The organism is Streptomyces sp. MBT65 (assembly GCF_016612545.1).
Lineage (GTDB): Bacteria > Actinomycetota > Actinomycetes > Streptomycetales > Streptomycetaceae > Streptomyces.
Map to the genome: position 1 here is coordinate 1 of NZ_JAENRY010000193.1, position 22,595 is coordinate 22,595.

The 22,595-nt window shown below is 70.5% G+C and carries 22 protein-coding genes; 16 read left to right on the top strand and 6 right to left on the bottom strand.

Annotated elements, in window-relative coordinates; all coding sequences use genetic code 11:
* From JHN63_RS34085 to tsaE, 4 genes are all read left to right on the top strand, one after another.
* On the top strand, positions 1-529 hold a 529-nt coding region (locus tag JHN63_RS34085), incomplete at its 5' end, for a L,D-transpeptidase (protein WP_200688060.1).
* A gap of 66 nt (positions 530-595) precedes the next feature.
* The gene (gene alr / locus JHN63_RS34090) at positions 596-1,864 is read left to right on the top strand and encodes an alanine racemase (RefSeq protein ID WP_200688062.1); all 1,269 of its coding nucleotides are present in this window, start codon (positions 596-598) and stop codon (positions 1,862-1,864) included.
* A complete protein-coding gene (locus JHN63_RS34095) occupies positions 1,861-3,099 on the top strand; it encodes an alpha/beta fold hydrolase (protein WP_200688064.1) in 1,239 nt (412 codons plus the stop codon). The genes alr and JHN63_RS34095 overlap by 4 nt, the downstream gene beginning before the upstream one ends.
* Positions 3,065-3,586, top strand: a complete 522-nt coding sequence (gene tsaE / locus JHN63_RS34100) for a tRNA (adenosine(37)-N6)-threonylcarbamoyltransferase complex ATPase subunit type 1 TsaE (protein WP_200688076.1) — start codon at positions 3,065-3,067, stop codon at positions 3,584-3,586. Before JHN63_RS34095 ends, tsaE begins: the two co-directional genes overlap by 35 nt.
* A 384-nt stretch (positions 3,587-3,970) precedes the next feature.
* On the opposite strand, the gene JHN63_RS34105 is transcribed toward tsaE, so the two are convergent.
* Complete coding sequence (locus JHN63_RS34105; protein WP_200688078.1) at positions 3,971-4,528, bottom strand: L,D-transpeptidase; 558 nt, start codon at positions 4,526-4,528, stop codon at positions 3,971-3,973.
* A 165-nt stretch (positions 4,529-4,693) separates the two neighbouring features.
* Here JHN63_RS34105 and tsaB point away from each other — a divergent pair, with 165 nt between their 5' ends.
* The 4 genes from tsaB to JHN63_RS34125 are packed head-to-tail and all read left to right on the top strand — an operon-like array spanning position 4,694 to position 7,209.
* A complete protein-coding gene (gene tsaB, locus JHN63_RS34110; protein WP_200688080.1) occupies positions 4,694-5,347 on the top strand; it encodes a tRNA (adenosine(37)-N6)-threonylcarbamoyltransferase complex dimerization subunit type 1 TsaB in 654 nt (217 codons plus the stop codon).
* 29 nt (positions 5,348-5,376) lie between these two features.
* Positions 5,377-5,871 (top strand): ribosomal protein S18-alanine N-acetyltransferase, encoded by a 495-nt coding sequence (gene rimI, locus JHN63_RS34115; RefSeq protein WP_200688112.1) that lies wholly within the window; start codon positions 5,377-5,379, stop codon positions 5,869-5,871.
* The gene (tsaD, locus tag JHN63_RS34120; protein WP_200688082.1) at positions 5,864-6,955 is read left to right on the top strand and encodes a tRNA (adenosine(37)-N6)-threonylcarbamoyltransferase complex transferase subunit TsaD; all 1,092 of its coding nucleotides are present in this window, start codon (positions 5,864-5,866) and stop codon (positions 6,953-6,955) included. Before rimI ends, tsaD begins: the two co-directional genes overlap by 8 nt.
* A gap of 14 nt (positions 6,956-6,969) precedes the next feature.
* Positions 6,970-7,209: a hypothetical protein gene (locus JHN63_RS34125; protein ID WP_200688114.1), complete on the top strand. Its 240-nt coding sequence runs from the start codon at positions 6,970-6,972 to the stop codon at positions 7,207-7,209.
* Between the two features lie 31 nt (positions 7,210-7,240).
* On the opposite strand, the gene JHN63_RS34130 is transcribed toward JHN63_RS34125, so the two are convergent.
* Genes JHN63_RS34130 through JHN63_RS34145 form a run of 4 tightly spaced genes read right to left on the bottom strand, consistent with a single transcriptional unit; the run spans position 7,241 to position 12,677 of the window.
* Positions 7,241-9,547, bottom strand: coding sequence for a glycoside hydrolase family 3 N-terminal domain-containing protein (locus tag JHN63_RS34130; protein ID WP_200688084.1), 2,307 nt, complete (start codon positions 9,545-9,547; stop codon positions 7,241-7,243).
* 34 nt (positions 9,548-9,581) lie between these two features.
* Positions 9,582-10,481 (bottom strand): carbohydrate ABC transporter permease, encoded by a 900-nt coding sequence (locus JHN63_RS34135; RefSeq protein ID WP_374222970.1) that lies wholly within the window; start codon positions 10,479-10,481, stop codon positions 9,582-9,584.
* Positions 10,482-10,485: 4 nt separating this feature from the next.
* Positions 10,486-11,352: a carbohydrate ABC transporter permease gene (locus JHN63_RS34140; RefSeq protein WP_200688086.1), complete on the bottom strand. Its 867-nt coding sequence runs from the start codon at positions 11,350-11,352 to the stop codon at positions 10,486-10,488.
* Positions 11,349-12,677 (bottom strand): ABC transporter substrate-binding protein, encoded by a 1,329-nt coding sequence (locus JHN63_RS34145; protein ID WP_200688094.1) that lies wholly within the window; start codon positions 12,675-12,677, stop codon positions 11,349-11,351. Before JHN63_RS34145 ends, JHN63_RS34140 begins: the two co-directional genes overlap by 4 nt.
* Before the next feature lie 108 nt (positions 12,678-12,785).
* Between JHN63_RS34145 and JHN63_RS34150 the strand changes: the two genes are divergently transcribed.
* The 7 genes from JHN63_RS34150 to JHN63_RS34180 all read left to right on the top strand — a co-directional run bounded on the left by JHN63_RS34150 (position 12,786) and on the right by JHN63_RS34180 (position 20,148).
* Positions 12,786-13,835: a LacI family DNA-binding transcriptional regulator gene (locus JHN63_RS34150; RefSeq protein WP_200688096.1), complete on the top strand. Its 1,050-nt coding sequence runs from the start codon at positions 12,786-12,788 to the stop codon at positions 13,833-13,835.
* A gap of 137 nt (positions 13,836-13,972) precedes the next feature.
* On the top strand, positions 13,973-15,316 hold the full coding sequence (locus JHN63_RS34155; RefSeq protein WP_200688098.1) for an endo-1,4-beta-xylanase: 1,344 nt from the start codon (positions 13,973-13,975) through the stop codon (positions 15,314-15,316).
* Positions 15,317-15,439: 123 nt separating this feature from the next.
* Complete coding sequence (locus JHN63_RS34160; protein WP_200688100.1) at positions 15,440-16,492, top strand: LCP family protein; 1,053 nt, start codon at positions 15,440-15,442, stop codon at positions 16,490-16,492.
* A gap of 149 nt (positions 16,493-16,641) precedes the next feature.
* Positions 16,642-17,973, top strand: a complete 1,332-nt coding sequence (locus tag JHN63_RS34165) for an FG-GAP-like repeat-containing protein (protein ID WP_234478123.1) — start codon at positions 16,642-16,644, stop codon at positions 17,971-17,973.
* Between the two features lie 169 nt (positions 17,974-18,142).
* Positions 18,143-18,499 (top strand): YciI family protein, encoded by a 357-nt coding sequence (locus JHN63_RS34170; RefSeq protein ID WP_043676922.1) that lies wholly within the window; start codon positions 18,143-18,145, stop codon positions 18,497-18,499.
* Positions 18,500-18,583: 84 nt separating this feature from the next.
* On the top strand, positions 18,584-19,870 hold the full coding sequence (locus JHN63_RS34175) for an RNA polymerase sigma factor (protein ID WP_200688104.1): 1,287 nt from the start codon (positions 18,584-18,586) through the stop codon (positions 19,868-19,870).
* Between the two features lie 101 nt (positions 19,871-19,971).
* A complete protein-coding gene (locus JHN63_RS34180; protein WP_200688106.1) occupies positions 19,972-20,148 on the top strand; it encodes a hypothetical protein in 177 nt (58 codons plus the stop codon).
* Between the two features lie 7 nt (positions 20,149-20,155).
* Here the strand turns inward: JHN63_RS34180 and JHN63_RS34185 are convergent, their stop codons facing one another.
* Positions 20,156-21,457, bottom strand: a complete 1,302-nt coding sequence (locus tag JHN63_RS34185) for a methyltransferase domain-containing protein (RefSeq protein ID WP_374222971.1) — start codon at positions 21,455-21,457, stop codon at positions 20,156-20,158.
* Between JHN63_RS34185 and JHN63_RS34190 the strand changes: the two genes are divergently transcribed.
* Positions 21,440-22,423, top strand: coding sequence for a polysaccharide deacetylase family protein (locus tag JHN63_RS34190; RefSeq protein WP_200688110.1), 984 nt, complete (start codon positions 21,440-21,442; stop codon positions 22,421-22,423). The two genes, JHN63_RS34185 and JHN63_RS34190, sit on opposite strands and share 18 nt — an antisense overlap.
* Positions 22,424-22,595: the final 172 nt, after the last annotated feature.

Consider the following 22,595-nt stretch of genomic DNA (forward strand, 5'->3'; position numbering starts at 1 on the left):
GGCCTGGATCGCCTTGCAGTCGGCCGCCGACTGCAAGGCGATCCAGGCCTTTCAGAAGAAGCAGGGGATCAAGCCGGCCATCGGGTTCGCGGGGCCCGTCACCTGGGCGCGGATGCAGTTGATCGCGGCCAGGAAGAATCCCAATGCCGCCCGGAAGTGTCCGGTGCGGTCGTATCGCGTCGCCTGTGTCGATCTGGATCGGCAGCTGACCTGGGTGCAGAAGGGGAAGAAGGTCGTCTTCGGGCCCGTGCCGATGCGCAGTGGGCGCAGTGGGCATGTGACCCGGGGCGGCTGGCACAAGATCTACTGGAAGCACAAGAACCACTGGTCGACGCTCTACAACAGCCCCATGCCGTATGCCCAGTTCTTCGACGGGGGCATCGCCTTCCACGCCGTCTACGGCAGCATCTACACCACCGTCGGCTCCTGGGGCTGCGTCAACCTGCGGCTCGCCGACGCCCGCAAGCTCTGGGGCGTCCTCAAGAAGGGCGACCGGGTGTACGTGTGGGGGCACAGGCCCGGGAACTAGGGACCAGCCAGGGAACAAGGAGGGCTCAGAAGGGGTGTCAGTCGCCTCTGAGACACTGGGGGTGCCATGAATGAGACAGCCACTCAGCCCACCGCACCGCTGCGCGCCCGCGCCGAGATCGATCTGGGCGCCCTGCGGGCCAATGTGCGGGCCCTGCGCGCCCTCGCGCCGGGCGCGGCCCTCATGGCCGTCGTGAAGTCCGACGCGTACGGCCACGGCGCGGTGCCCTGCGCGCGTGCGGCCGTACAGGCCGGGGCGACCTGGCTCGGTACGGCCACGCCCGAAGAGGCCCTCGACCTGCGGGCCCGCGCCGGGCTGCCCGCCGGGGTGCGGATCATGTGCTGGCTGTGGACCCCGGGCGGGCCCTGGCGGCAGGCCATCGAGGCCGATCTCGATGTGTCGGTGAGCGGGATGTGGGCTCTGGACGAGGTCACCGAGGCCGCCCGTGCCGTCGGGCTCCCCGCGCGCGTGCAGCTCAAGGCCGACACCGGGCTCGGGCGCAACGGATGCCAGCCCGGCGACGACTGGGCCGAACTCGTCGGAGCCGCCCTGCGCGCGGAGGCGGACGGGCTGCTGCGGATCACCGGGCTCTGGTCGCACTTCGCCTGCGCCGACGAACCCGGGCATCCCTCCATCGACGCCCAACTCGCCCTGTTCCGCGAGATGGTCGCCTACGCGGAGGGGCAGGGCGTGCGCCCCGAAGTACGGCACATCGCCAACTCGCCCGCCACGCTCACCCGTCCAGACGCGCACTTCGACCTCGTCCGCACCGGCATCGCCGTCTACGGCATCTCGCCCAGCCCGGAGGTGGGTTCGCCCGCCGACCTCGGGCTGCGGCCGGTGATGACCCTGAAGGCGTCCGTCGCGCTGGTGAAGCAGGTGGCCGGCGGGCACGGCGTCAGTTACGGGCACCACTACGTCACTCCGGGCACGACGACCCTCGGGCTCATCCCCGTCGGGTACGCCGACGGCATCCCGCGGCACGCCTCCGGCACCGGTCCGGTACTGGTCGGCGGGAAGTGGCGGACCGTCGCGGGCCGGGTCGCCATGGACCAGTTCGTCGTGGACCTGGGAGGGGACGAGCCGGCGGCCGGCACGGAGGCGGTCCTCTTCGGGGCCGGTGACCACGGCGAGCCCACCGCCGAGGACTGGGCGCAGGCCGCGGGCACCATCGCCTACGAGATCGTGACCCGCATCGGAACACGCGTTCCCCGCGTCTACGTCAATGAGGTCGTCGTCCCCGAGATCGTTTCCGAGGTCGTTCCCGAGGTCCTCCCCGGGTATGAGGGAGACGACGTAGCGCAGGGTCCTGACGTGAAGAGGAGCGGCACGTGAGCGAGAGCAGTGCGGAGGCGGTCGCCGCGGTCGCCTCCGCCGCCGCGGGGGCGACCGGGAACTGGCGCAAGGCCACCGGTATCGCCGGCGCCGCGATAGGGGTGATCGCCGCCGGGGCCGCCGCCGGTGTCGCCATAGAGCGGATGACCGTCGGGCGTGGGATGCGCGAGCGGGCCCGGCTGGCGCTCGACTCCACGGGACCGTACGGCTCGCTGCGCGGCACCCCCGGCACGGCCCGCGCCGACGACGGCACCGAGCTGTACTACGAGGTCGACGACATCGAGCCGGCCGCCGCCGTGACCCCGAAGCGCCGTCGGCTCTTCGGCCGCAAGGCGCCCGCCCCCGTCACCGTCGTCTTCAGCCACGGCTACTGCCTCAACCAGGACTCCTGGCACTTCCAGCGGGCGGCCCTGCGCGGGGTCGTGCGGACCGTGCACTGGGACCAGCGCAGCCATGGGCGTTCCGCGCGCGGAGTGGCGCAGCTGGAAGACGACATGCCGCTCACCATCGACCAGTTGGGGCGCGACCTGAAAGCCGTGATCGACGCGGCCGTGCCCGAGGGGCCGATCGTGCTCGTCGGGCACTCCATGGGCGGCATGACGGTGATGGCCCTCGCCGACCAGTACCCCGAGCTGATCCGCGACCGGGTCGTCGCCACCGCCTTCGTCGGTACGTCCTCCGGGCGGCTCGGCGAGGTCAACTTCGGGCTGCCGGTCGTCGGCGTCAACGCGGTACGGCGGGTGCTGCCCGGTGTGCTGAAGGCGCTCGGGCAGCAGGCCGCGCTGGTGGAGCGGGGGCGGCGGGCCACCGCCGATCTGTTCGCGGGGATCATCAAGCGGTACTCGTTCGCCTCGCGGGACGTCGATCCGGCGGTCGCGCGCTTCGCCGAGCGGATGATCGAGGGCACGCCCATCGACGTCGTCGCCGAGTTCTACCCGGCGTTCACCGACCACGACAAGACCGCCGCGCTCACCCACTTCAAGGACATGCCGGTGCTCGTGCTCGCCGGGATCGGCGATCTCGTCACGCCCAGTGAGCACAGCGAGGCCATCGCCGACCTGCTGCCGGACGCCGAGCTGGTGCTCGTGCCGGACGCCGGGCACCTGGTCATGCTGGAGCACCCGGAGGTGGTCACCGACCGCCTCGCCGACCTGCTCACCCGCGCGGGTGCCGTGCCGGCAGGGGCTACCGTAAGCGGCTATGGAAGCACCAGCAGCACCGCACAACGCGGCTGAGCCCCTGTCCGTATCGATCACCGTCAACTCCCCCGAACAGATGCGGGAGTTGGGGCGCCGACTCGCCAAACTGCTGCGCGCGGGCGACCTCGTGATGCTCACGGGCGAGCTGGGCGCCGGCAAGACGACACTCACCCGGGGACTGGGCGAGGGGCTCGGCGTCCGGGGCGCGGTGACCTCACCGACGTTCGTGATCGCCCGGGTGCACCCTTCGCTGGGCGAGGGGCCGCCGCTCGTCCATGTCGACGCGTATCGGCTGAGCGGCGGGCTCGACGACATGGAGGACCTGGACCTCGATGTCTCGCTGCCCGAGTCCGTGATCGTCGTGGAGTGGGGTGAGGGGAAGGTCGAGGAGTTGACGGACGACCGGCTGTCCCTCGTCATCCACCGCGCCGTCGGCGACACCGTGGACGAGGTACGGCATGTCACCGTCACCGGGCTCGGTGCGCGATGGGCCTCCGTCGAACTGGGTGTGCTCGGCGGCTGACCCGTGTTGGTTCCGACAAGGTGTCGGCAAGATGTTGCGTTCGGGGTCCCGGGCGTGGTCACATGGTATCCGGTGCGTAGTTAGGTCTACCTAACCACGTCTGCCCCCGGCTTCCAGGAGGCGTCCATGTCGGCTTCAGAGAACCAGCACCAGCAGCCGCGGCCGTATGCGTTCGCCGGGGTGTCCATGCGGGAGTTGTTGGCTGCGGGCGAGGCCGCGAGGGCTGTCTCCACACCGCCGCGGGCTCCTGTGGCTCCGCCGGTCGAGCCTCGTAAAGCCGCGTAGTCGTTCGGCCGCGGGCCGGTGGGGGCCGGTCGTACCCACGTGGCGGAGCCGCATGTCGATACGGCCCCGCGCTCCGCGCCCCCTGGGACGTGATGGTGCTCAGCGGATGACGACGACGTTCTGGCCGATCGTCGCGAACTCCCACATCGCCTTGCCGTCCTCCGGCGACTCGCGGATGCCGCCCGACTTGGTCATGGGGTCGGGTTCGTCGGTCGCCCCGCTGATCGCCACGCTGAAGCCGATCGCGACATTGTCCGCGTTCGTGAAGCGGACCACATGCTGGATGGGGGTGCCGTCGGTGCCGGTGATCGCGTTCGAGCGGGAGGTGACCGGATAGGTGCCCGTGGGCGGGTCCACCGTGCCGGGGGTGACCTTGAACGTGCGGTTGACCTTGTCGTTCTCGGCGACCAGCCACACCCGGTCGTCGTCCACCGAGTACACGACCCGCTCGCCCCTGCCCGAGCCGGCCGGCAGCGCGACGGGGTTCTTCTTGTCGCGCGGCACCTTCGAGGAGGCCACCGCGGGTGAGGCGCTCGCCCGGGCCGTGTTCTCCAGTCCCGCCGGGACGGTCGCCGACGCCTGATAGGCGAGGAAGCCGACCGTGGCGACGGCCGCCACGGTGAGCCCGGCCACGATTCCCGAGCTGCTGCCGGCCATCGGCGCCCACCTCCGCGTCTCATACGTCCTGTGTCGGTGTCCCGTACGTGCTGTCACGGTGTCCCGTACGTCCTGTAAGTCCGGTGACCCCAGGTGACCGTAGCAGCCGGGACCGGGCCGACCGGGGCGGCCGTGCGCACGGCGTCGGAGCCGTAGGCTGTTTGCGTGCTCTTGCTCGCTCTGGATACCGCCACCCCAGCCGTCACCGTCGCCCTGCACGACGGCGAGGCCGTCATCGCCTCGTCGAGTCAGGTGGACGCGCGCCGCCACGGTGAGCTGCTGCTCCCGGCCGTCGACCATGTGCTCGCCGACGCGGGGCTCACGCTCGACGCCGTCACGGGAATCGTCGTGGGCATCGGCCCCGGCCCCTACACCGGGCTGCGCGTCGGGCTGATGACCGCCGACACCTTCGGGCTCGCGCTCGGCGTACCCGTGCACGGTGTGTGCACGCTGGACGGCCTCGCCTACGCCGCCGACCTCGACGGCCCCTTCGTGGTGGCCACCGACGCGCGGCGCAAGGAGGTCTACTGGGCGCGCTACGCCGACTCCCGCACCCGGGTCACCGACCCGGCCGTGGACCGGCCCGCCGAGATCGCCGAGCAGGTCGCGGGGCTGCCCGCCGTCGGCGCCGGTGCGCTGCTCTACCCGGACACCTTCCCCTCCGCCCACGAGCCGCAGCACGTGTCCGCCGCCGCGCTCGCCGCCCTGGCCGCCGAGAGACTGGCGGCGGGCGTCGAACTTCCCGAGCCCCGGCCGCTGTACCTGCGCCGTCCCGACGCGCAGGTGCCCAAGAACTACAAGGTGGTCACCCCCAAGTGACCGAATCCACGAGCCCTCGACTGCGCGAGATGCGCTGGTGGGACATCGACCCCGTGCTCGAACTGGAGAAGGACCTCTTCCCCGAGGACGCCTGGTCCCGGGGCATGTTCTGGTCCGAACTGGCGCATGCGCGGGGGGCGGAGGCGACCCGGCGGTACCTGGTCGCGGAGGTCACCGACGAGGAGACCGAGAGCGGTGTCCGGGTCATCGGCTACGCGGGCCTCGCCACCACCGGAGAGCAGGCCGACATCCAGACCATCGCCGTCGCCCGCGACCACTGGGGCACCGGCCTGGGCTCCACCCTCCTCGCCGAACTCCTCACCGCGGCAAGCGAGTTCGAGTGCGCCGAGGTCATGCTCGAATGCCGGGTCGACAACGTCCGGGCACAGAAGCTGTACGAGCGCTTCGGCTTCGCGCCCATCGGGTTCCGGCGCGGCTACTACCAGCCGGGCAACGTCGACGCCCTGGTGATGCGCCTGACCGACCCTTCCACTTCCGTACAAGGAACCCAGATCAATGGCTGACGAACCACTCGTCCTCGGCATCGAGACCTCCTGCGACGAGACCGGCGTCGGCATCGTCCGCGGCCACACCCTGCTCGCGGACGCGGTCGCGTCCAGCGTCGACGAGCACGCCCGCTTCGGCGGGGTCGTACCGGAAGTGGCCTCCCGCGCCCACCTGGAGGCGATGGTCCCGACGATCCGGCGCGCGCTGAAGGACGCGGGCGTGAGCGCGAGCGACCTCGACGGCATCGCGGTCACGGCGGGCCCGGGACTCGCGGGCGCGCTCCTGGTCGGCGTCTCGGCGGCGAAGGCGTACGCGTACGCGCTGGGCAAGCCGCTCTACGGCGTGAACCACCTCGCCTCCCACATCTGCGTCGACCAGCTCGAACACGGCGCGCTGCCGGAACCGACGATGGCGTTGCTGGTGTCCGGCGGCCACTCCTCCCTCCTCCTCTCCTCCGACATCACCTCGGACGTACGGCCGCTGGGCGCGACGATCGACGACGCGGCGGGCGAGGCCTTCGACAAGATCGCGCGCGTCCTGAACCTCGGTTTCCCGGGCGGCCCGGTCATCGACCGGTACGCGAAGGAGGGCGACCCCACGGCGATCACGTTCCCGCGCGGACTCACCGGGCCGCGCGACCCGGCGTACGACTTCTCCTTCTCCGGGCTGAAGACGTCCGTGGCCCGCTGGATCGAGGCGAAGCGGGCGGCGGGGGAGGACGTGCCGGTGCGCGATGTGTCGGCGTCCTTCCAGGAGGCGGTCGTCGACGTCCTCACCCGCAAGGCCGTACGGGCCTGCAAGGACGAGGGCGTCGACCACCTGATGATCGGCGGCGGAGTCGCCGCGAACTCGCGGCTGCGGGCGCTGGCGGCGGAACGCTGCGAGGCGGCGGGCATCCGCCTCCGCGTCCCGCGCCCGAAACTGTGCACGGACAACGGCGCGATGGTCGCCGCCCTGGGCGCGGAAATGGTGGCCCGCAACCGCACCCCGTCGGACTGGGACCTCTCGGCGGACTCGTCCCTCCCGGTCACGGACCCGCACGTCCCCGGCCACTCCCACGACCACGTCCACGAGGCCGGCAAGGAGAACCTGTACTCGTGACGACGGTCGCGTTGATGTGGGAGGCACGGGCGGCCACCGGCCGGGGCGAGGAACTCCTCGCCTGGGCCCGGACCCAGAAGCTGTCGCCCGAGCCCCTGCGCCGGGAGTTCCTCCGCGCCCCCCAGGACCGCGTCCTCGTCATCACGTGGTGGGACGCGGACTACGACACCGAACTGCCCGAACTCCCTGAGCCGGAGGGGGAGTTGGTCATGCGGGCGGTGCATCGGTGGCGGTTCGAGTCGGTGGGCGAGTAGTCAGGGTTCTGTCGGCATAGGGTCATGGCTGTCATCCCTGGGCTCGTACCTCCGTCTCGCACGACAGCCGTCGATCCGTACCGACCACCCGCACCGGTCCGGTGACATTCAACCGCGCCGTGTGTCGTACGTCCGCGCTGGAAACCCCCAACCTCAGCTCCAGTACGCCCGGTTCGACCACCCGTCGGCCCGTACGGTCCGTGAACGCCGACAGGTCGGTGTGGAAGTGGAAGGTCACCCGGGACACCTCGCCCGGGTCCAACTCCAGTCGCCGGTAACCGATCAGGCGGACATCGGGGCGGGTCACCGAGGCCACCGGGTCGTGGAGATAGAGCTGGACGACCTCCGTACCCGCCCGGTCGCCCGTGTTGCGGACGGTGAGTGTCAGGTCGTAGGAGCCGTCCGTGTCGATCACGGGTTCCGCCGCCTCTGCCACCTCCCACGCGAAGCTCGTGTACGAGCGGCCGTGGCCGAAGGGGTACAGCGGGGTCGGGTCGAGGTTGCTGACCTCGCCGGCCAGGCCCAGTGGGGGTTGGAGGTAGGTCCACGGCTGGCCGCCCGGCGCGTGCGGGACGCTCACCGGGAGGCGGCCCGACGGGTTGACGCGGCCCGACAGTGCTCCCGCCACCGCCGGGCCGCCCTCCTCCCCCGGGAAGAACGCCTGGACCACCGCGCCCAGTCGGCCGTGCCAACGGCCCAGAGCGTACGGGCGGCCGGTCAGCAGGACCAGGATCACCGGGACGCCCGTCGACAGCAGCGTGTCCAGCAAATCCGCCTGGACGCCCGGGAGTCGGAGGTCCGCCACATCGCAGCCCTCGCCCGACGTGCCGCGTCCGAACAGGCCCGCGCGGTCGCCCAGTACCGCCACGCACACATCCGCCTCGGACGCCCGCGCGACCGCCTCCTCGAAACCGCTCGTGTCCGGGCCGGAGACGTCACACCCCTCCGCGAACGTCACCTTGGCGTCCGGGAGTTCGGCGCGCAACGACTCCAGCACCGTGGGGATGTCGATGCCCATCGGTACCTCGGGGTGGTGCGTACCCACGTGGGACGGGAACGAATAGCAGCCGAGCATCGCGAGCGCGTCCGCCGCCCTCGGGCCCACCACCGCGATCCGTGCCTCCGCCGGCAACGGCAGCAACCCGTCCGGGTTGTCCAGCAACACCACCGACTCCTCGGCCAGTCGGCGGGCCAGCGCGCGGTTCGCCGCCGAGTCGAGGTCGATCCGTTCGGTCGGCTCCGGCGACCAGTCCTCGTCCAGGAGTCCCAACTCGGCTTTCTGCACCAGCACTCGACGCGCCGCCCGGTCCACCAACGCCTCCGGGACCACCCCCGCCCGCACCGCCTCCACCAACGGCTTCCCGTAGCACCTCAACGTCGGCAGCTCCACATCGATCCCCGCCGCCAGCGCCGCGTGCGCCGCCTGCGCCGGGCTGCCCGCCACCCGGTGCAGTGTCTCCAGGAAGCCGATGCCGAAGTAGTCGGCGACCACGGTGCCGGTGAACCCCCAGTCGTCACGCAGGAGTTCGGTCAGCAGCCGGGGATCCGCCGACGCCGGTACACCGTCCGTCTCGTTGTACGCCGCCATCACCGACCGCGCCCCGCCCTCCCGCAACGCCATCTCGAACGGCGGCAGCACCACGTCCGCGAACTCCCGCACCCCCGCCCGCACCGGCGCCAGATTCCGCGCCCCCACCGAGGCCGCGTACCCGGCGAAGTGCTTCAGCGTCGCGACGACCCCGGCCGACTCGAGACCCCGCACATACGCGGCACCGATGGTCCCCACCAGATACGGATCCTCGCCGATCGTCTCCTCCACCCGCCCCCACCGCGGATCCCGTACGACGTCCAGCACCGGGGCGAGCCCCTGGTGGACGCCGACCGCCCGCAGGTCCGCGCCGATCCGCCGGGCCATCTCCTCGACCAGCCCCGGATCGAAGCTCGCGCCCCACGCCAACGGCACCGGGTACGCCGTCGCACCCCACGCCGTGAACCCCGCCAGGCACTCCTCGTGGGCGACCGCCGGGATGCCGAAGCGGCCGGCGGCGGCGATCCGCCGTTGCGCGCGGGCCAGGGCCTGCGCGCCCAACTCCGGGTCCACCGGCGCCGTACCGAAGGAACGGGTGAGCTGGCCAAGACCCTGGGTGATCAGTTCGTCCCAGTCGTACTCCGAGGTCATCTCCCGCTGGAGCGGGGCGACTCCGTCGCCGTCCGTGGCGGCGCCCACCCACACGCCGTAGAGCTGGGCGGTCTTCTCCTCCAGGGTCATCCGGGCGAGCAGGTCGTCGACGCGGGCGGCGGCGGGCAGGGCGGGGTCGCGCCAGGGGGCGGTGGTCATGAAACTCCGTTCGGGAAAGGTGAGTCGGGGCAGCTCATTTGCCGCCCACGCCCATCAGGCCGCCGACCAGGGCGCGCCGGGCCACCAGGTACACGGCGAAGATCGGGATGCCGGAGAGGACGACCGAGGCGAGCAGGGCCGGGATGTTCACGCCGAACTGGCTGACGTAGTTGAAGAGTCCGAGCGTGAGGACCCGGGGGCCGTCGGACTGGGTGAAGATCAGCGGGAAGAGGAAGCCGTTCCAGGCCTGGAGCGCCGCGTAGATGACGACCGTGCTGATACCGCCCTTGGTCATCGGGATGACCAACTGGAACAGCATCCGGGTCGCCGAGGCCCCGTCGAGCGCCATCGCCTCGTACAGGTCCTCCGAGATGTCCCGCAGTGTGCCGGTCAGGACCAGCACGGAGACCGGCATCGCGAAGGCCGCGGTGGGGAGGATCACCGCCAACAGGCTGTCGTAGAGGTCGAGTTTGGCGATCATCAGGTAGAGGGGGACCACGACCGCCTGGGCCGGGATGGCAACTCCCAGCAGGAACAGGCGGAAGGCCGCGCCCGACCAGACCGTCCTCGTGCGTACGGCCACGTAGGCCAGCGGCACGCAGAGGACCAGGACGATGCCTACGACCGCCGCCGCGACCAGTGCCGTGTTCGCGAGGAAGTGGCCGAAGCCGTTGTGCAGGACGGTGTTGTAGTTGGCGAAGGTCGGATCGGTGGGCGGCTTCAGGGCGTTGTTGCCCAGGGCCTGGTCCTGGCGGGTGAGGGAGGCCGAGATCATCGCGTAGATCGGGACGATGACGACGGCCAGCCAGAGCAGGGAACCGAGACCGGCGACGGGATTGGGGCGTCGGGTCCAGTGGCGGCGCCTTCGGGTGCGCGGGGGTTCCACCGGCTCCTCCGTCGCCTTCACCGGACGCGGCAAGGTGTCGTGTGACACTCCGTCACATCCCTTCGCGGGTACTGCGCATGGCGCCGAAACCGGTGAGCCTGACCAGGACGAGGGAGAGCGCGGTGGCGGTGACGACCAGGAAGGTCGCGATCGCGCTCGCGTAGCCGAAGTCGTAGCTCTTGAAGCCGGCTTCGTACATCAGGTACGGCAGGATCGCCGTGTCCGTGCCGGGGCCGCCCTGGGTGAGGATCAGGACGGTCTCGAAGTAGGTGAGCGAGCCGACGATCATCAGCACGCTGGAGGTCGTGGCCGTGTTGCGGAGCTGGGGCAGTGTGATCGAGAAGAACTGGCGGTAGCGGCCCGCGCCGTCAATGGCCGCCGCCTGATAGAGGACTTCGGGGATCTGGCGGGCCCCGCCCTGGTAGATGAGGGTGTGGAAGGGGATGAACTGCCAGCCCCCGACGAACACGATCGCGAGGAACGCCCCGCTCGTCGAGCCGAGTGTGTCCTGGTGGATGACGCCGAAGTTGGGGTCCAGCAGCGCGTAGAAGAGCAGCGCGATCGCCGTCGAGGAGAGCAGGAACGGCACGAAGAAGATCGCGGAGAGGATCGCCCGGTTGCGCTGCCGGCCTGCCGCCCAGACCCCGAGCAGCAACGACACCACCGTCTGGAACGCCCAGCTCGTCACCGTCAACAGGACGGTGACGGTGAGGGATTGGGTCAGCCGGTCGTCGTGCACCAGCTTCTGCCAGTTGGCCAGACCGACCGGCTTCGGGTCGCCGAGCCCGTTCCAGGTGGTGAAGGAGAGATAGACGGCGAGGAGCATGGGGGCCACCGCGAAGAAGGCGAAGAACAGCACCCCCGGGATCGCCCACACCGCGTGCGGGCGACCGGCCTTCGCCGCCGCACTCTGGGTCACTTGAGCCCCTTGAGCGCGGACACGAACTGCTCCGGCGAACTCTTCCCCACGAACAGCTTGTTGATCTCGGTGAGCATCGGCGTCGACACGTCCGGGTCCACCGCCTGGTCCCAGCTCAGCGTGAACGCCGGTGCCTGCTGCACGAGTTGGTACTGGAACTTGGCGAACTCGGGGTTGGGCGAGGAGTCCAGCAGCTTCTCCGCGTTGGAGGTCGTCGGGATGTCCCCGTTGGCGACCAGGTCCTTCGCGTACGCCTCCGACGCGCAGTCGCGGAGGAACGCGATCGCCGCGTCCTTGTTGCCCGTACGGGAGTTCACCGACCAGTAGTTGGTGGGGTTGCCGACCACATTGCGGATGTCACCGGCACCGCCCTCGTACTTCGGGAAGGCGGACCACCCCAGGTTCGTCTTGGCGAAGTCCGGGAACTTGCCGAGCTGCGTCGAGTACTCCCACGACCCCATCAGATGCATCGCCGCCTTGCCCTTGGCGAAGACAGCGGGCGCGCCCCCGTTGACGTACGACACGGAGCTGAAGCCCTTGCCGAACGCGCCGTCGTCGATGAGCTGCTTGACCGTCTCGGCGGCCTTGAGGACGGCCGGGTCGCCCCAGCCGGACGCGTCGCCGTTCTTGATCCGGTCGAAGACGTCGGGCCCGCCGATCCGGTCCACCAGGTATTCCAGCCACATCAGCTCGGGCCAGATGTCGGCCCCGCCGAGCGCGAACGGCGTGATGTCCGCCGCCTTGAGCTTCTTGTTGATGTCGAGCAACTCGGTCCAGGTGGTGGGTGGTTGGAGCTTGTGCGCGGCGAAGACCGACTTGTTGTAGAAGAGGATCACGGGCTGCATACCGCGCATCGGTATGCCGTAGTTCTTGCCCTTCAGCGCGCCCGCCGCGAGCACCGAGGGCAGGAAGCCGTCCTTGAGGACCGGGTCGGACTTGATGGTGTCGGTGAGGTCGACCAGCTGGTTCGCCTCCTGGTACGCCTTGATCGAGCCGCCGCCCCAGTTGAAGAAGACGTCCGGCGCGTTCGGCGAGCCCATCGCGGTGCGCAGCTTGGCCGGGTAGTCGGTGCCGGGCACCTTCTCCAGCTTGATCTTGCCCTTGGCCTTCTTCGCCGCCGCCGACGCGTTGAACCGGGTGACGGCCTTGACCTGCACCTTCGCCGCGTCGTCGCCGTAGGTGAAGGCGGTGACCGTGCTGCTGCCGCCGGTGCTGTCGCTGGAGCCGCAGGCCGTGAGGCCGGTGGTGAGCAGGGTGGTGGCACCGGCGCCGAGCACCCAGCGCCTGCTGAACGTACGTCCGCCGTTGGACGTGTTGGGCTCCATGGACAGCACCTCTCGTGCGAATGTTTCGAGCCGTTCTACGAATGTTCCGGGAACGTAAGGCGCGCCGGGGGGTTCGTCAAGAGGTCGCGCAGGGATACGATCGCCGCCATGACAGCCCCGGATTCCGCCGAAACCCAGACAGCGGGTCGGCCGACCCAGACCGCCACGCTCGCCGAGATCGCCCGCGAGGCCGGAGTGTCGGCTCCGACTGTTTCGAAGGTCCTCAACGGCCGCGCCGATGTCGCCCCGGCGACCCGCACCCGCGTCGAGGAGCTGCTCCGCGTCTACGGCTACCGGCGCCGGCGCGCCGAGGCGACCCGCTCCCCGCTGATCGACCTGGTCTTCCACGAGCTGGAGAGCGCCTGGGCGATGGAGGTCATCCGGGGTGTGGAGAACGTGGCGCGGGACGCCGGGCTGAGCGTGGTGCTGAGCGAGAGCGCGGGCCGGCTGACCCCGGGCCGGACCTGGGCCGACCAGGTCGCGGCCCGCCGCCCGCACGGCGTGATCCTGGTCCTGTCCGGGCTCGACGAGTCCCAGCGGGCGCTGCTCACCAGCCGGTCCATCCCGTTCGTGGTGATGGACCCGGCCGGCGACCCGGGCGCGGACGTGCCGTCGATCGGCGCCACGAACTGGCAGGGCGGGCTGGCCGCCACCCGGCACCTGGTCGAACTCGGGCACACCCGGATCGGCGCGATCAGCGGGCCCTCGCGGATGATGTGCAGCCGCGCCCGCGTCGACGGATACCGGGCCGCCCTGGAGACCGCCGGGCTGCCGGTCGACACCTCGCTGATCAGCACCGGCGACTTCCACCACGAGGCCGGCTACCGGCTCGGTCTCGAACTGCTGCGCCGCCCGGACCGGCCCACCGCCGTCTTCGCCGGCAACGACCTCCAGGCGCTCGGCCTGTACGAGGCCGCGCGCGAACTGGGCCTGCGCATCCCGGAGGACCTCAGCGTGGTCGGCTTCGACGATCTGCCGGTCGCGCGCTGGGTGGGCCCGCCGCTGACGACCGTACGACAGCCCCTGACCGAGATGGCCGAGGCGGCGGCGAAGCTGGTGCTCGACCTCGCGCGCGAGCCGGAGTCCTCGACGGCGCGGCGGGTGGAGCTGGCGACGAGCCTGGTGGTGCGGAGCAGTACGGCGGCGCCCGCGGCGTGACGCCGGTTGCCGGTTGCCGGTTGCCGGTCGCGGTGACGCGGGTGGCCGGAAGGTGACGTATTGACGAGTGGGGTGAGCCGCCCCACACTCCTCCGAAGCCAATCGGTTGCACAACCGAAACTTTCGGAGGCACCCGCATGAGATCTCTGAGAACCGGCTTGTCCCTCGCGGCCCTGTTCACCGGCGCCGTGATGCTCTTCGCGAGCCCCGCCGCGCACGCCGCCGACACCCCGCTGCGCGACCTCGCCGCCGCGAAGGGCAAAGTCATCGGCACCGCGGTCACCGGCTCCAAGCTCACCGGCACGTACGGCGACATCGCCGGCGCCCAGTTCAGCTCGCTCACTCCCGGCAACGCCATGAAGTGGGAGACGGTCGAGCCCACCCAGGGCAGCTTCAACTGGTCGGAGGCGGACCAGATCGTCGCCTTCGCGCAGGCCTACAACCAGCAGGTGCGCGGCCACACCCTGGTCTGGCACAGCCAGAACCCGAGCTGGCTGACGAACGGCACCTGGACCTCGGCCCAGTTGAGCAGCCTGCTCCAGAACCACATCAGTACCGAAGTCGGCCGCTACAAGGGCGAGATCACCGCCTGGGACGTGGTGAACGAACCCTTCAACGAGGACGGCACCTACCGCTCGACGCTCTGGTACAACGGCCTCGGCGCCAACTACATGGCCCAGGCGCTGACTTGGGCCCACGCGGCCGACCCGGCGGCCAAGCTGTACATCAACGACTACAACGTCGAGGGCGTCAACGCGAAGTCCACCGCCCTCTACAACCTGGTCAAGTCCCTGAAGGCGCAAGGCGTTCCGATCGACGGCGTCGGCCTCCAGGCCCACCTCGTCCTCGGCCAGGTACCGGCCACCCTCCAGCAGAACATCCAGCGCTTCGCCGACCTGGGCGTGGACGTGGCGATCACCGAGCTCGACGTACGGATGGCACTCCCGGCGGATGCCACCAAACTCGCCCAGCAGAAGGCCGACTTCAAGAGCGTCGTCGCCGCCTGTGTCGCCGTCGCGCGCTGCGTCAACGTCACCGCGTGGGGCTTCACCGACTCCGACTCCTGGGTGCCGGGCACCTTCCCGGGCTACGGCGCGGCGACGCCGTACGACGAGAACTACGCGCCGAAACCGGCGTACTACGGCATCGCGGAAGCGCTCGGCGGTACGACGACGACCCCGCCGACCGGGGCGTGCTCGGCGACGTACGGCGTGAGCAGTCAGTGGAACACCGGGTTCACCGGGCAGGTGACGATCTCCTGCTCCGGGGCCTCGCTGTCGTCCTGGAAGGCGACCTGGACGTACGGCGCGGGCCAGCAGATCACGCAGGCCTGGAACGCGACCTGCGCCCAGTCCGGGTCTGCCGTGAGTTGTGCGAACGCGAGCTACAACGGGTCGGTACCGGACGGGGGTTCGGTGACGTTCGGGTTCAACGCGTCCTGGACCGGGAGCAATCCGGTACCGGTGGTGACCCTGGGGTGAAGGGGACGAGAGGGCGGGGCGGGGCGTGAAGCGGGGCTGAGAACCGTGAGATTTTCCGTAGAAAACCGTCCTGGGACGCCTCCCCTAACTTTCTCCTAATAATTCGGACTTACGTTCCTCCCCGTGACGGACAAAGAGAACGCCGATTACGACAGACGAGTGGGCCGGCGATCACGCGTGCTGAAGATCGCCGGCCTCACTCTGGCCGGCGCCCTCGTCCTGGGCGTGGCCACGGCTGGCTGGGCCTACTGGCATCTCAACAGCAACATCAAGAGCGTCGACATCGACAGCGCGCTCGGCGCCGACCGCCCCGCGAAGGCGGTGACCACCCCCTTCGCCGCCGCGTCCGCGTCCGCCTCCCCCGTGCCGACCGGCTCCCTGAACATCCTGGTCCTCGGCTCCGACTCGCGCAGCGGCAAGGAGAACAAGGCGCTCGGCGGCGGCAGCAGCACCGGCGCCCGCTCCGACACCGCGATGGTCGTCCACCTCGACGCGGGCCGTACGAAGGCCACGATCGTCAGCATCCCGCGCGACACCCTCGTCACCCGCCCGTCCTGCCCGCTGTCGTCGGGGGGTTCCACGTCGGTGGCGTACAACGCGATGTTCAACACCGCCTATTCGGTGGGCGGTCCGGTCTGCGCGGTCAAGACGGTCGAGTCGATCACGGGTGTCCGCATGGACCACTACATAGAGATCGACTTCGCGGGCTTCGCGAAGCTCGTCAACGCGCTCGGCGGGGTCACGGTCACCACCACCCAGGACATCGACGACGACGACAGCCATCTGCACCTCAAGAAGGGCACCCACCACCTCGACGGCACGCAGGCCCTCGCGTTCGCCCGTACCCGGCACGGCATCGGCGACGGCAGCGACCTCGGCCGAATAGGCCTCCAACAGACCCTGGTGAAGGCCCTGTTGAGCCAGATCTCCGCCCACGACCTGCTGACCGATCCGACCAAGCTCTACGAGGTCACCGACGCGGTCACCGACAGCCTCACCACCGACACCGGCCTCGACTCCCTGAGCGAACTCATCAGCCTCGGCGAGAGTTTGAAGGGCCTGTCGGCGGACGCGGTGACGACGGTGACGATGCCGAACGTCACGGCACCGTCCGATCCGAACCGGGTGGTCGCGAAGGAGCCGGCGGCGAGCGAGCTGTGGGAGTCGCTGAAGTGACGGGCCACCACCACCCGGGCCACCACCACCCGGGCCACTACAACCTATGAGGGGGCTGAGCGGTCTCGTGCGGTGAAGTGTCACCGTCACGAGGGGGTAGCCCGGTGTTCTCCGCGCGTTCGTACGTCCGTTGGGCGGGGCCGCTCGCAATGGGCCTGGCAGTGCTGGGAGTTGTGCCGTCCACGGCGCACGCGACGGCGGCCCCCGTCCACGACGACTTCAACGGCGACGGCTATCAGGACCTCGTCGTGGGTGCCCCCTGGGCCACCGTCGGTGGACAGAGCAGGGCGGGCGAGGTGACGGTGATGTACGGCGGCCCGCACGGCCTCTCGACCGCCCGACGGACCGTCATCAGCCGGGCCGGCAACGGGATTCCGGGCAGTCCCGTGAAGGACCAGAAGTTCGGGCAGCAGGTGTCCAAGGGCGATCTGGACGGCGACGGCTACGCGGACCTGGTGATCGGCGTGGGAGTGGGCGCGACCGACTCGGTGATCGTCTGGGGCGGCCCCGGGGGCCTGTCCGGCACCGGCACGTCGATCCCCGCCTCCAACACGCAGACCGGTGACTTCGACGGCGACGGCAAGCCGGACCTGGCCCTGTTCCGCACCGGATACAGCCAGATGGACGACCCGTCCGGTACGACGGGCACGATCTGGAAGGGCCCGGTCACCCGCACCGGCACACCGTCCGGGACCACCGCCATCGACCCCGACGGCTACCTCAAGGTCATCGACATCTGGGACGGCGGCGCCGGGGACGTCAACGGCGACGGCCGCGACGACCTGGCCCTGGAGGCGTACTGCGGCGAGGGCTACTACTGCGCCCAGCTGTACCTCAGCTCGCCCTCGGGCCTGGTCCGCACCGACGAACCGTTCTACGGCTCGGCCACCGCGCTGGGCGACGTCAACGGCGACGGCTACGACGACCTGGTCACCGGGGACTCCCTCAATGAGCGGATCATGGTGGCGTACGGCTCGAAGAGCGGCCTGACCCCGCCCGCCACCTGGAAGTTCTTCTCGCAGAACACCCCCGGCGTGCCGGGCGCGAAGGAGTCGGGCGACAACTTCGGGTGGTCGGTGGCCGTCGGCGACATCACGGGCGACGGTATCGACGACGTGGCCGTGGGCGTCGCGTCCGAGGGCCTCGGCAGCCTGCGGGCCGGGATGGTAAACATCCTCCGCGGCAGCCGCACCGGCCTGACCGGCGCGGGCGCCCAGGGCTTCACCCAGAACACCCCCGGAATCCCCGGCACCGCGGAAAAGGGCGACGACTTCGGCAGCTCCGTCCAGCTCCTCGACATCAACGGCAACGGCTACGCCGACCTGGCGGCCGCGACGGTCCATGAGAACGCGGGGGACGGTGCCGTGTGGGAGCTGCGGGGCCGGCCGACGGGGCTGGTGACGGACGCGGCGCTCGTCTTCGGCGGGAAGGCGGTCGGCGCGGCGTACGCGAAGGCGAGGTTCGGGGACGAGCTGGACTAGCTTCCGCGCGCCTCCGAAAGACACGTGACCTGCGGAAACCGGAACCCGGAAAAAATCTCCGGGGAATTCCGGCGAGTGTGTCGATCCGCCGGCCCCTCGTTCGACGCATGGTTGAAAGGCCGGGAGGAACCCGGCCGGAGAACAGCAGAGAACGACCCGAGGAGTCACCATGCCCCGCTATCTCTCCCTCGTGCAGATCGACGAGAAGACCGCCCCCGCCGAGGGCCCCAGCCCCGAACTGATGCAGCGCATGGGCGAGCTGATCGAGGAGATCACCAAGGCCGGCGTGATGCTCGACACCGCCGGCCTCACCCCGACCGCGCAGGGCGCCCGTGTGCACTGGGAGGGCGGCAAGATCTCCGTGACCGACGGCCCCTTCACCGAGTCCAAGGAGGTCGTCGGCGGCTACGCGCTCATGCAGTGCAAGGACATGGCCGAGGCGATCGAGTGGACGAAGCGGTTCCTGAAGGTGCACGAGGAGTTCTGGACGGTGACGTGCGAGGTGCGGGAGATCGCGGAGGGCTGAGCGGTCCCCGTTCTTCCTCGTACGTCCGTGGCCGGTCCCGGTCTTCCTTGGCCTGAGGTCGCCGGGGGTGTTGCATGGTGGGTTGTGACTCCGGAATCACAGCCCACCGCAGCCCCGCACCGCACCGGTACGGACCCGCACACCACCATCGAGACCGTCTTCCGCATCGAGTCCCCCCGCATCATCGCCGCCGTCGCCCGCACGGTCCGCGACGTCGGCATCGCCGAGGAACTGGCCCAGGACGCCCTCGTTGCCGCCCTCGAACAGTGGCCGAGGGACGGCGTGCCCGACAACCCGGGCGCCTGGCTGATGGCCACCGCCAGGCACCGCGCCGTCGACCTGATCCGGCGCCGCGAGAACTACGCCCGCAAGCTCCAGGAGATCGGCCGCACCCTGGAGACCACGGCCCCGCCCGAGGAACCCGCCGCCCCCGACGACATCGACGACGACCTCCTGCGCCTGGTCTTCACCACCTGCCACCCGGTGCTGTCCCCCGAGGCCCGCACCGCCCTTACCCTGCGCCTCCTCGGCGGCCTGACCACCCCCGAGATCGCCCGCGCCTTCCTCGCCCCCGAACCGACGATCGCCCAGCGCATCGTCCGCGCCAAACGCACCCTGGCGACGAAGAACGTGGCCTTCGAGGTCCCCTACGGCCCCGACCGCGAGGCCCGCCTCGGCTCCGTCCTGGACGTCATCTACCTGATCTTCAACGAGGGTTACGCGGCGACGGCGGGCGACGACTGGCTCCGCCCCGGCCTCTGCGAGGACGCGCTCCGACTCGCCCGCCTCCTCGCCGCCCTGATGCCGAAGGAACCCGAAGTGCACGCCCTGGCCTCCCTGTTGGAGTTCCAGGCCTCCCGCTCGGCCGCCCGCACCGCCCTGAACGGCGACCCCGTCCTCCTCAAGGACCAGAACCGCCGCCGCTGGAACCGCCTGCTCATCGCCCGCGGCATCACCGCCCTCGGCCGCGCGGACGCGGTTGCCACCGGCGCCCCCGGCCCCTACGCCCTCCAGGCCACCATCGCCGCCTGCCACGCCCACGCGTACACCTACGACGAGACCGACTGGCCGACGATCGCCACCCTGTACGGCCTCCTCGCCGCCCGATCCCCTTCCCCCGTCGTGGAGTTGAACCGCGCGGTGGCCGTCTCGATGGCGGAGGGCCCGGCCCCGGCCCTGGAGATCGTCGACACCCTCGCGGCCGAACCCGCCCTGCGCGACTACCACTTGCTCCCGAGCGTCCGCGGCGACCTGCTGCTGCGCCTCGGCCGTACGACGGAGGCGAGGGCGGAGTTCACCCGAGCCGCCGCCCTCGCCCGAAACGAACGCGAACGCCAACTCCTGCTGCGCCGGGCAGAGAAGGAGTCGTAGCTCAGTCGTAGGACAAAGGGGGTACACGGGGCGTCCCCCGGTGCCGGAATTCGACGGACCGTCACATGGTCGGGGACTCGGGGTACTCGGGGGATCAAGACGTGCTGGAGGCTGTCGACGGCCAGATCCTCGCGCTGGACGGAGCGTCGGTCGGCATGTTGCCGTGGCACCTTCGCGTGCCGGGTCACGGGACGAGGCGCTACGTCTGCGACCTCGCCCACGCGGCAAGCCGCCGCGCCCGAGTCCTCCGCGGCCACACCATCGAACCCCTCCCCTGACCAACCGTCAGACAGGGCGCCCGATCAACATGGTCGGCGCCCCCGCCACCCGAGTGAGAAACACCGTCGCCGAGTTGGGCCCCTGAGGCTTCACCTTCTTCCGCAACTCCTCCGGCTCGACAGCGGACCCCCGCTTCTTCACCGTCAGCACCCCCACCCCCCGCTCCCGCAGCACCGCCTTCAACTTCTTCACCCCGAACGGCAGTTGATCGGTGATCTCATAGGCGGAGGCGTACGCGGTCGGCCGTAGCTCATCGGCCGTCACATACGCGATCGTCTCGTCGATGAGCCCGCCCCCCACCTCCTCCGCGACCTCGGCGACGAGATGCGCGCGAATGACCGCACCGTCGGGCTCGTACAAGTACCGCCCCACGGAACGGGCTTCGGGATCAGGCAACCCGCGCCCGTGAAGAACGCGCGGGCCCGGCAGCAGAGTTGCCCGGACGGCCCCCGGCCGCACCCCCGTCCCGAACCACAGCACCGCCTCCTTCACATCACCCCCGTCGGAGACCCACTCCGCCTCGGCCGTCGCCGGGATCGCCTCGTGCGGAACCCCGGGTGCGATCTTCAGCGCGGCGAGCGGGGCCGCCGTAGCCGCGCCGATGGCCCAGGACAGCGGGGGCGAGTACGCCTCCGGGTCGAAGATGCGGCCGCGTCCACCCCGTCGCGCGGGGTCGACGAACACGGCGTCGTACGCGGACGTGTCCACATCCGTGACATCCGCCTCGCGCACCTCGATGAGGTCGGCGAGGCCCAGCGCCTCCGCGTTCGCGCGGGCCACCGCGACGGTCAGCGGGTCGCGGTCGACGGCGAGCACCCGCACCCCCGCCCGTGCGAGCGCGATCGCGTCGCCGCCGATTCCGCAGCAGAGGTCGGCGACGGAGGTCGCGCCCAGGTCCAGCAGCCGGCGGGCGCGGTAGGTGGCGACGCTCGCGCGAGTCGACTGTTCGAAGCCGTTCGGGGTGAAGAACATGCGGTCGGCGTCCTCGGGGGCGAACTTCGCCGCTGCCGCCCGTTGCCGCAGCCGCGCCTGGCCGAGGGCCGCCGAGACGAGGTCGGCGGGGTGCTCGCGGCGCAGCCGGGTCGCGACGGCGAGTTCCTTGGCCGGGTCGGTGCCGCGGACCTCGTCGAGGAGGGCGCGGCCCTCGGGAGTGAGCAGGGCGGCGAAGGCGAGTACGGGGTCGTTCACCGGGTCATTGTGGGCCAGTCGGTGGACGGTGTGCCTCCGGTGGCGGTGTGTTGGCGGTGTCGGCACGGGGATCGGGGCCGGTGCCTGAAAAGATCCGACCCCATGCGAGTAGTCGTACAAAATGACATCAATCGGTCGGTTCAGGACCGGGGAACCGGCGGCAACCGGGGTGGTCGGGGCACTCGGGGTCGGACGACGGGCGTCGCCCGTGGCGTGCTCGCCGCCCTCGCGCTGGCCGCCCTCGTCTCCGGGTGCGGCGGGTCCGGCTCCGGCGCGCCCGTCCACCCGGCCGGCGGCGCGCAGCCGCTGCACGCGCCCCCGGCCCGCGCGCTGGACTCCTATGCGACCAGGTTGCGCGCCGCGTACGCCGCCCGGGTGGCCGCCGCGAAGCGCTGGGGGCTGCCGAAGGTGCCCCTCCAGGCGCCCCCGGCCCCCGCGCACAAGCCGGAGATCACCGCGCGCAAGGGCTTCGAGGTGGACGACCAGGAGGAGTTGAACCTCCCGCCGGTCTTCACCACGATCCCCACCAAGCAGAAGATCGTGTTCCTCACGATCGACGACGGCGAGAACAAGGACCCCGCGTTCCTGCGGATGATGAACGACCTGAAGATCCCGTACACCGCCTTCCTCAGCAACTACCTGGTGAAGGACGACTACGGCTACTTCAAGAAGATGCAGGCCCAGGGCCACACGCTCAACAACCACACCCTCACGCACCCGTACCTGCCGGGCCTGTCGTACGCCGAGCAGAAGCGTGAGATCTGCGGCATGCAGGACATCATGAAGAAGCAGTTCGGCAAGGCCCCGACGGTCTTCCGCCCGCCGTACGGCAACTACAACCACGACACCCTCGTCGCCGCGAAGTCCTGCGGCATCAAGTACGCCCCGATCTGGGACGAGGAGGTGTTCGTCGACCACTGGGAGTACCGAGAGTGGGACCAGGACCTGCACCCCGGTGACATCGTCCTGACGCACTTCCGGGGCCGTGACGAGTGGAAGGGCACGATGGTCGACGACATGCGCCGCTTCCTGGGCAAGGTCACCGCCGAGGGGTACGCGGTGGCCCGCCTGGAGGACTACCTGTGAGGGTTCGGGTACCGGTGGCCGTCGTCCTGGCGGCCACCCTCCTCGCCGGTTGCGCCCAGTCCGTCGACCCCATCGAACGGCTCGGCAAGAAGGCCGCCCAACGCGTCCACCCGCACGGCCCGACCCGCGAACAGCCGTACCGCCACTGGGGTTTGACGGCCCCCCTGGCCCC

Coding starts and splice junctions, on each gene's coding strand:
- JHN63_RS34150 (WP_200688096.1), top strand. CDS start 12,786: ATGACAGCCCCGGATTCCGCCGAAACCCAGACAGCGGGTCGGCCGACC.
- rimI (WP_200688112.1), top strand. CDS start 5,377: ATGCGCTGGTGGGACATCGACCCCGTGCTCGAACTGGAGAAGGACCTC.
- JHN63_RS34145 (WP_200688094.1), bottom strand. CDS start 12,677: ATGGAGCCCAACACGTCCAACGGCGGACGTACGTTCAGCAGGCGCTGG.
- JHN63_RS34155 (WP_200688098.1), top strand. CDS start 13,973: ATGAGATCTCTGAGAACCGGCTTGTCCCTCGCGGCCCTGTTCACCGGC.
- JHN63_RS34190 (WP_200688110.1), top strand. CDS start 21,440: ATGCGAGTAGTCGTACAAAATGACATCAATCGGTCGGTTCAGGACCGG.
- JHN63_RS34125 (WP_200688114.1), top strand. CDS start 6,970: ATGTGGGAGGCACGGGCGGCCACCGGCCGGGGCGAGGAACTCCTCGCC.
- JHN63_RS34130 (WP_200688084.1), bottom strand. CDS start 9,547: ATGACCACCGCCCCCTGGCGCGACCCCGCCCTGCCCGCCGCCGCCCGC.
- JHN63_RS34105 (WP_200688078.1), bottom strand. CDS start 4,528: ATGGCCGGCAGCAGCTCGGGAATCGTGGCCGGGCTCACCGTGGCGGCC.
- tsaE (WP_200688076.1), top strand. CDS start 3,065: ATGGAAGCACCAGCAGCACCGCACAACGCGGCTGAGCCCCTGTCCGTA.
- alr (WP_200688062.1), top strand. CDS start 596: ATGAATGAGACAGCCACTCAGCCCACCGCACCGCTGCGCGCCCGCGCC.
- tsaD (WP_200688082.1), top strand. CDS start 5,864: ATGGCTGACGAACCACTCGTCCTCGGCATCGAGACCTCCTGCGACGAG.
- JHN63_RS34165 (WP_234478123.1), top strand. CDS start 16,642: ATGGGCCTGGCAGTGCTGGGAGTTGTGCCGTCCACGGCGCACGCGACG.
- JHN63_RS34170 (WP_043676922.1), top strand. CDS start 18,143: ATGCCCCGCTATCTCTCCCTCGTGCAGATCGACGAGAAGACCGCCCCC.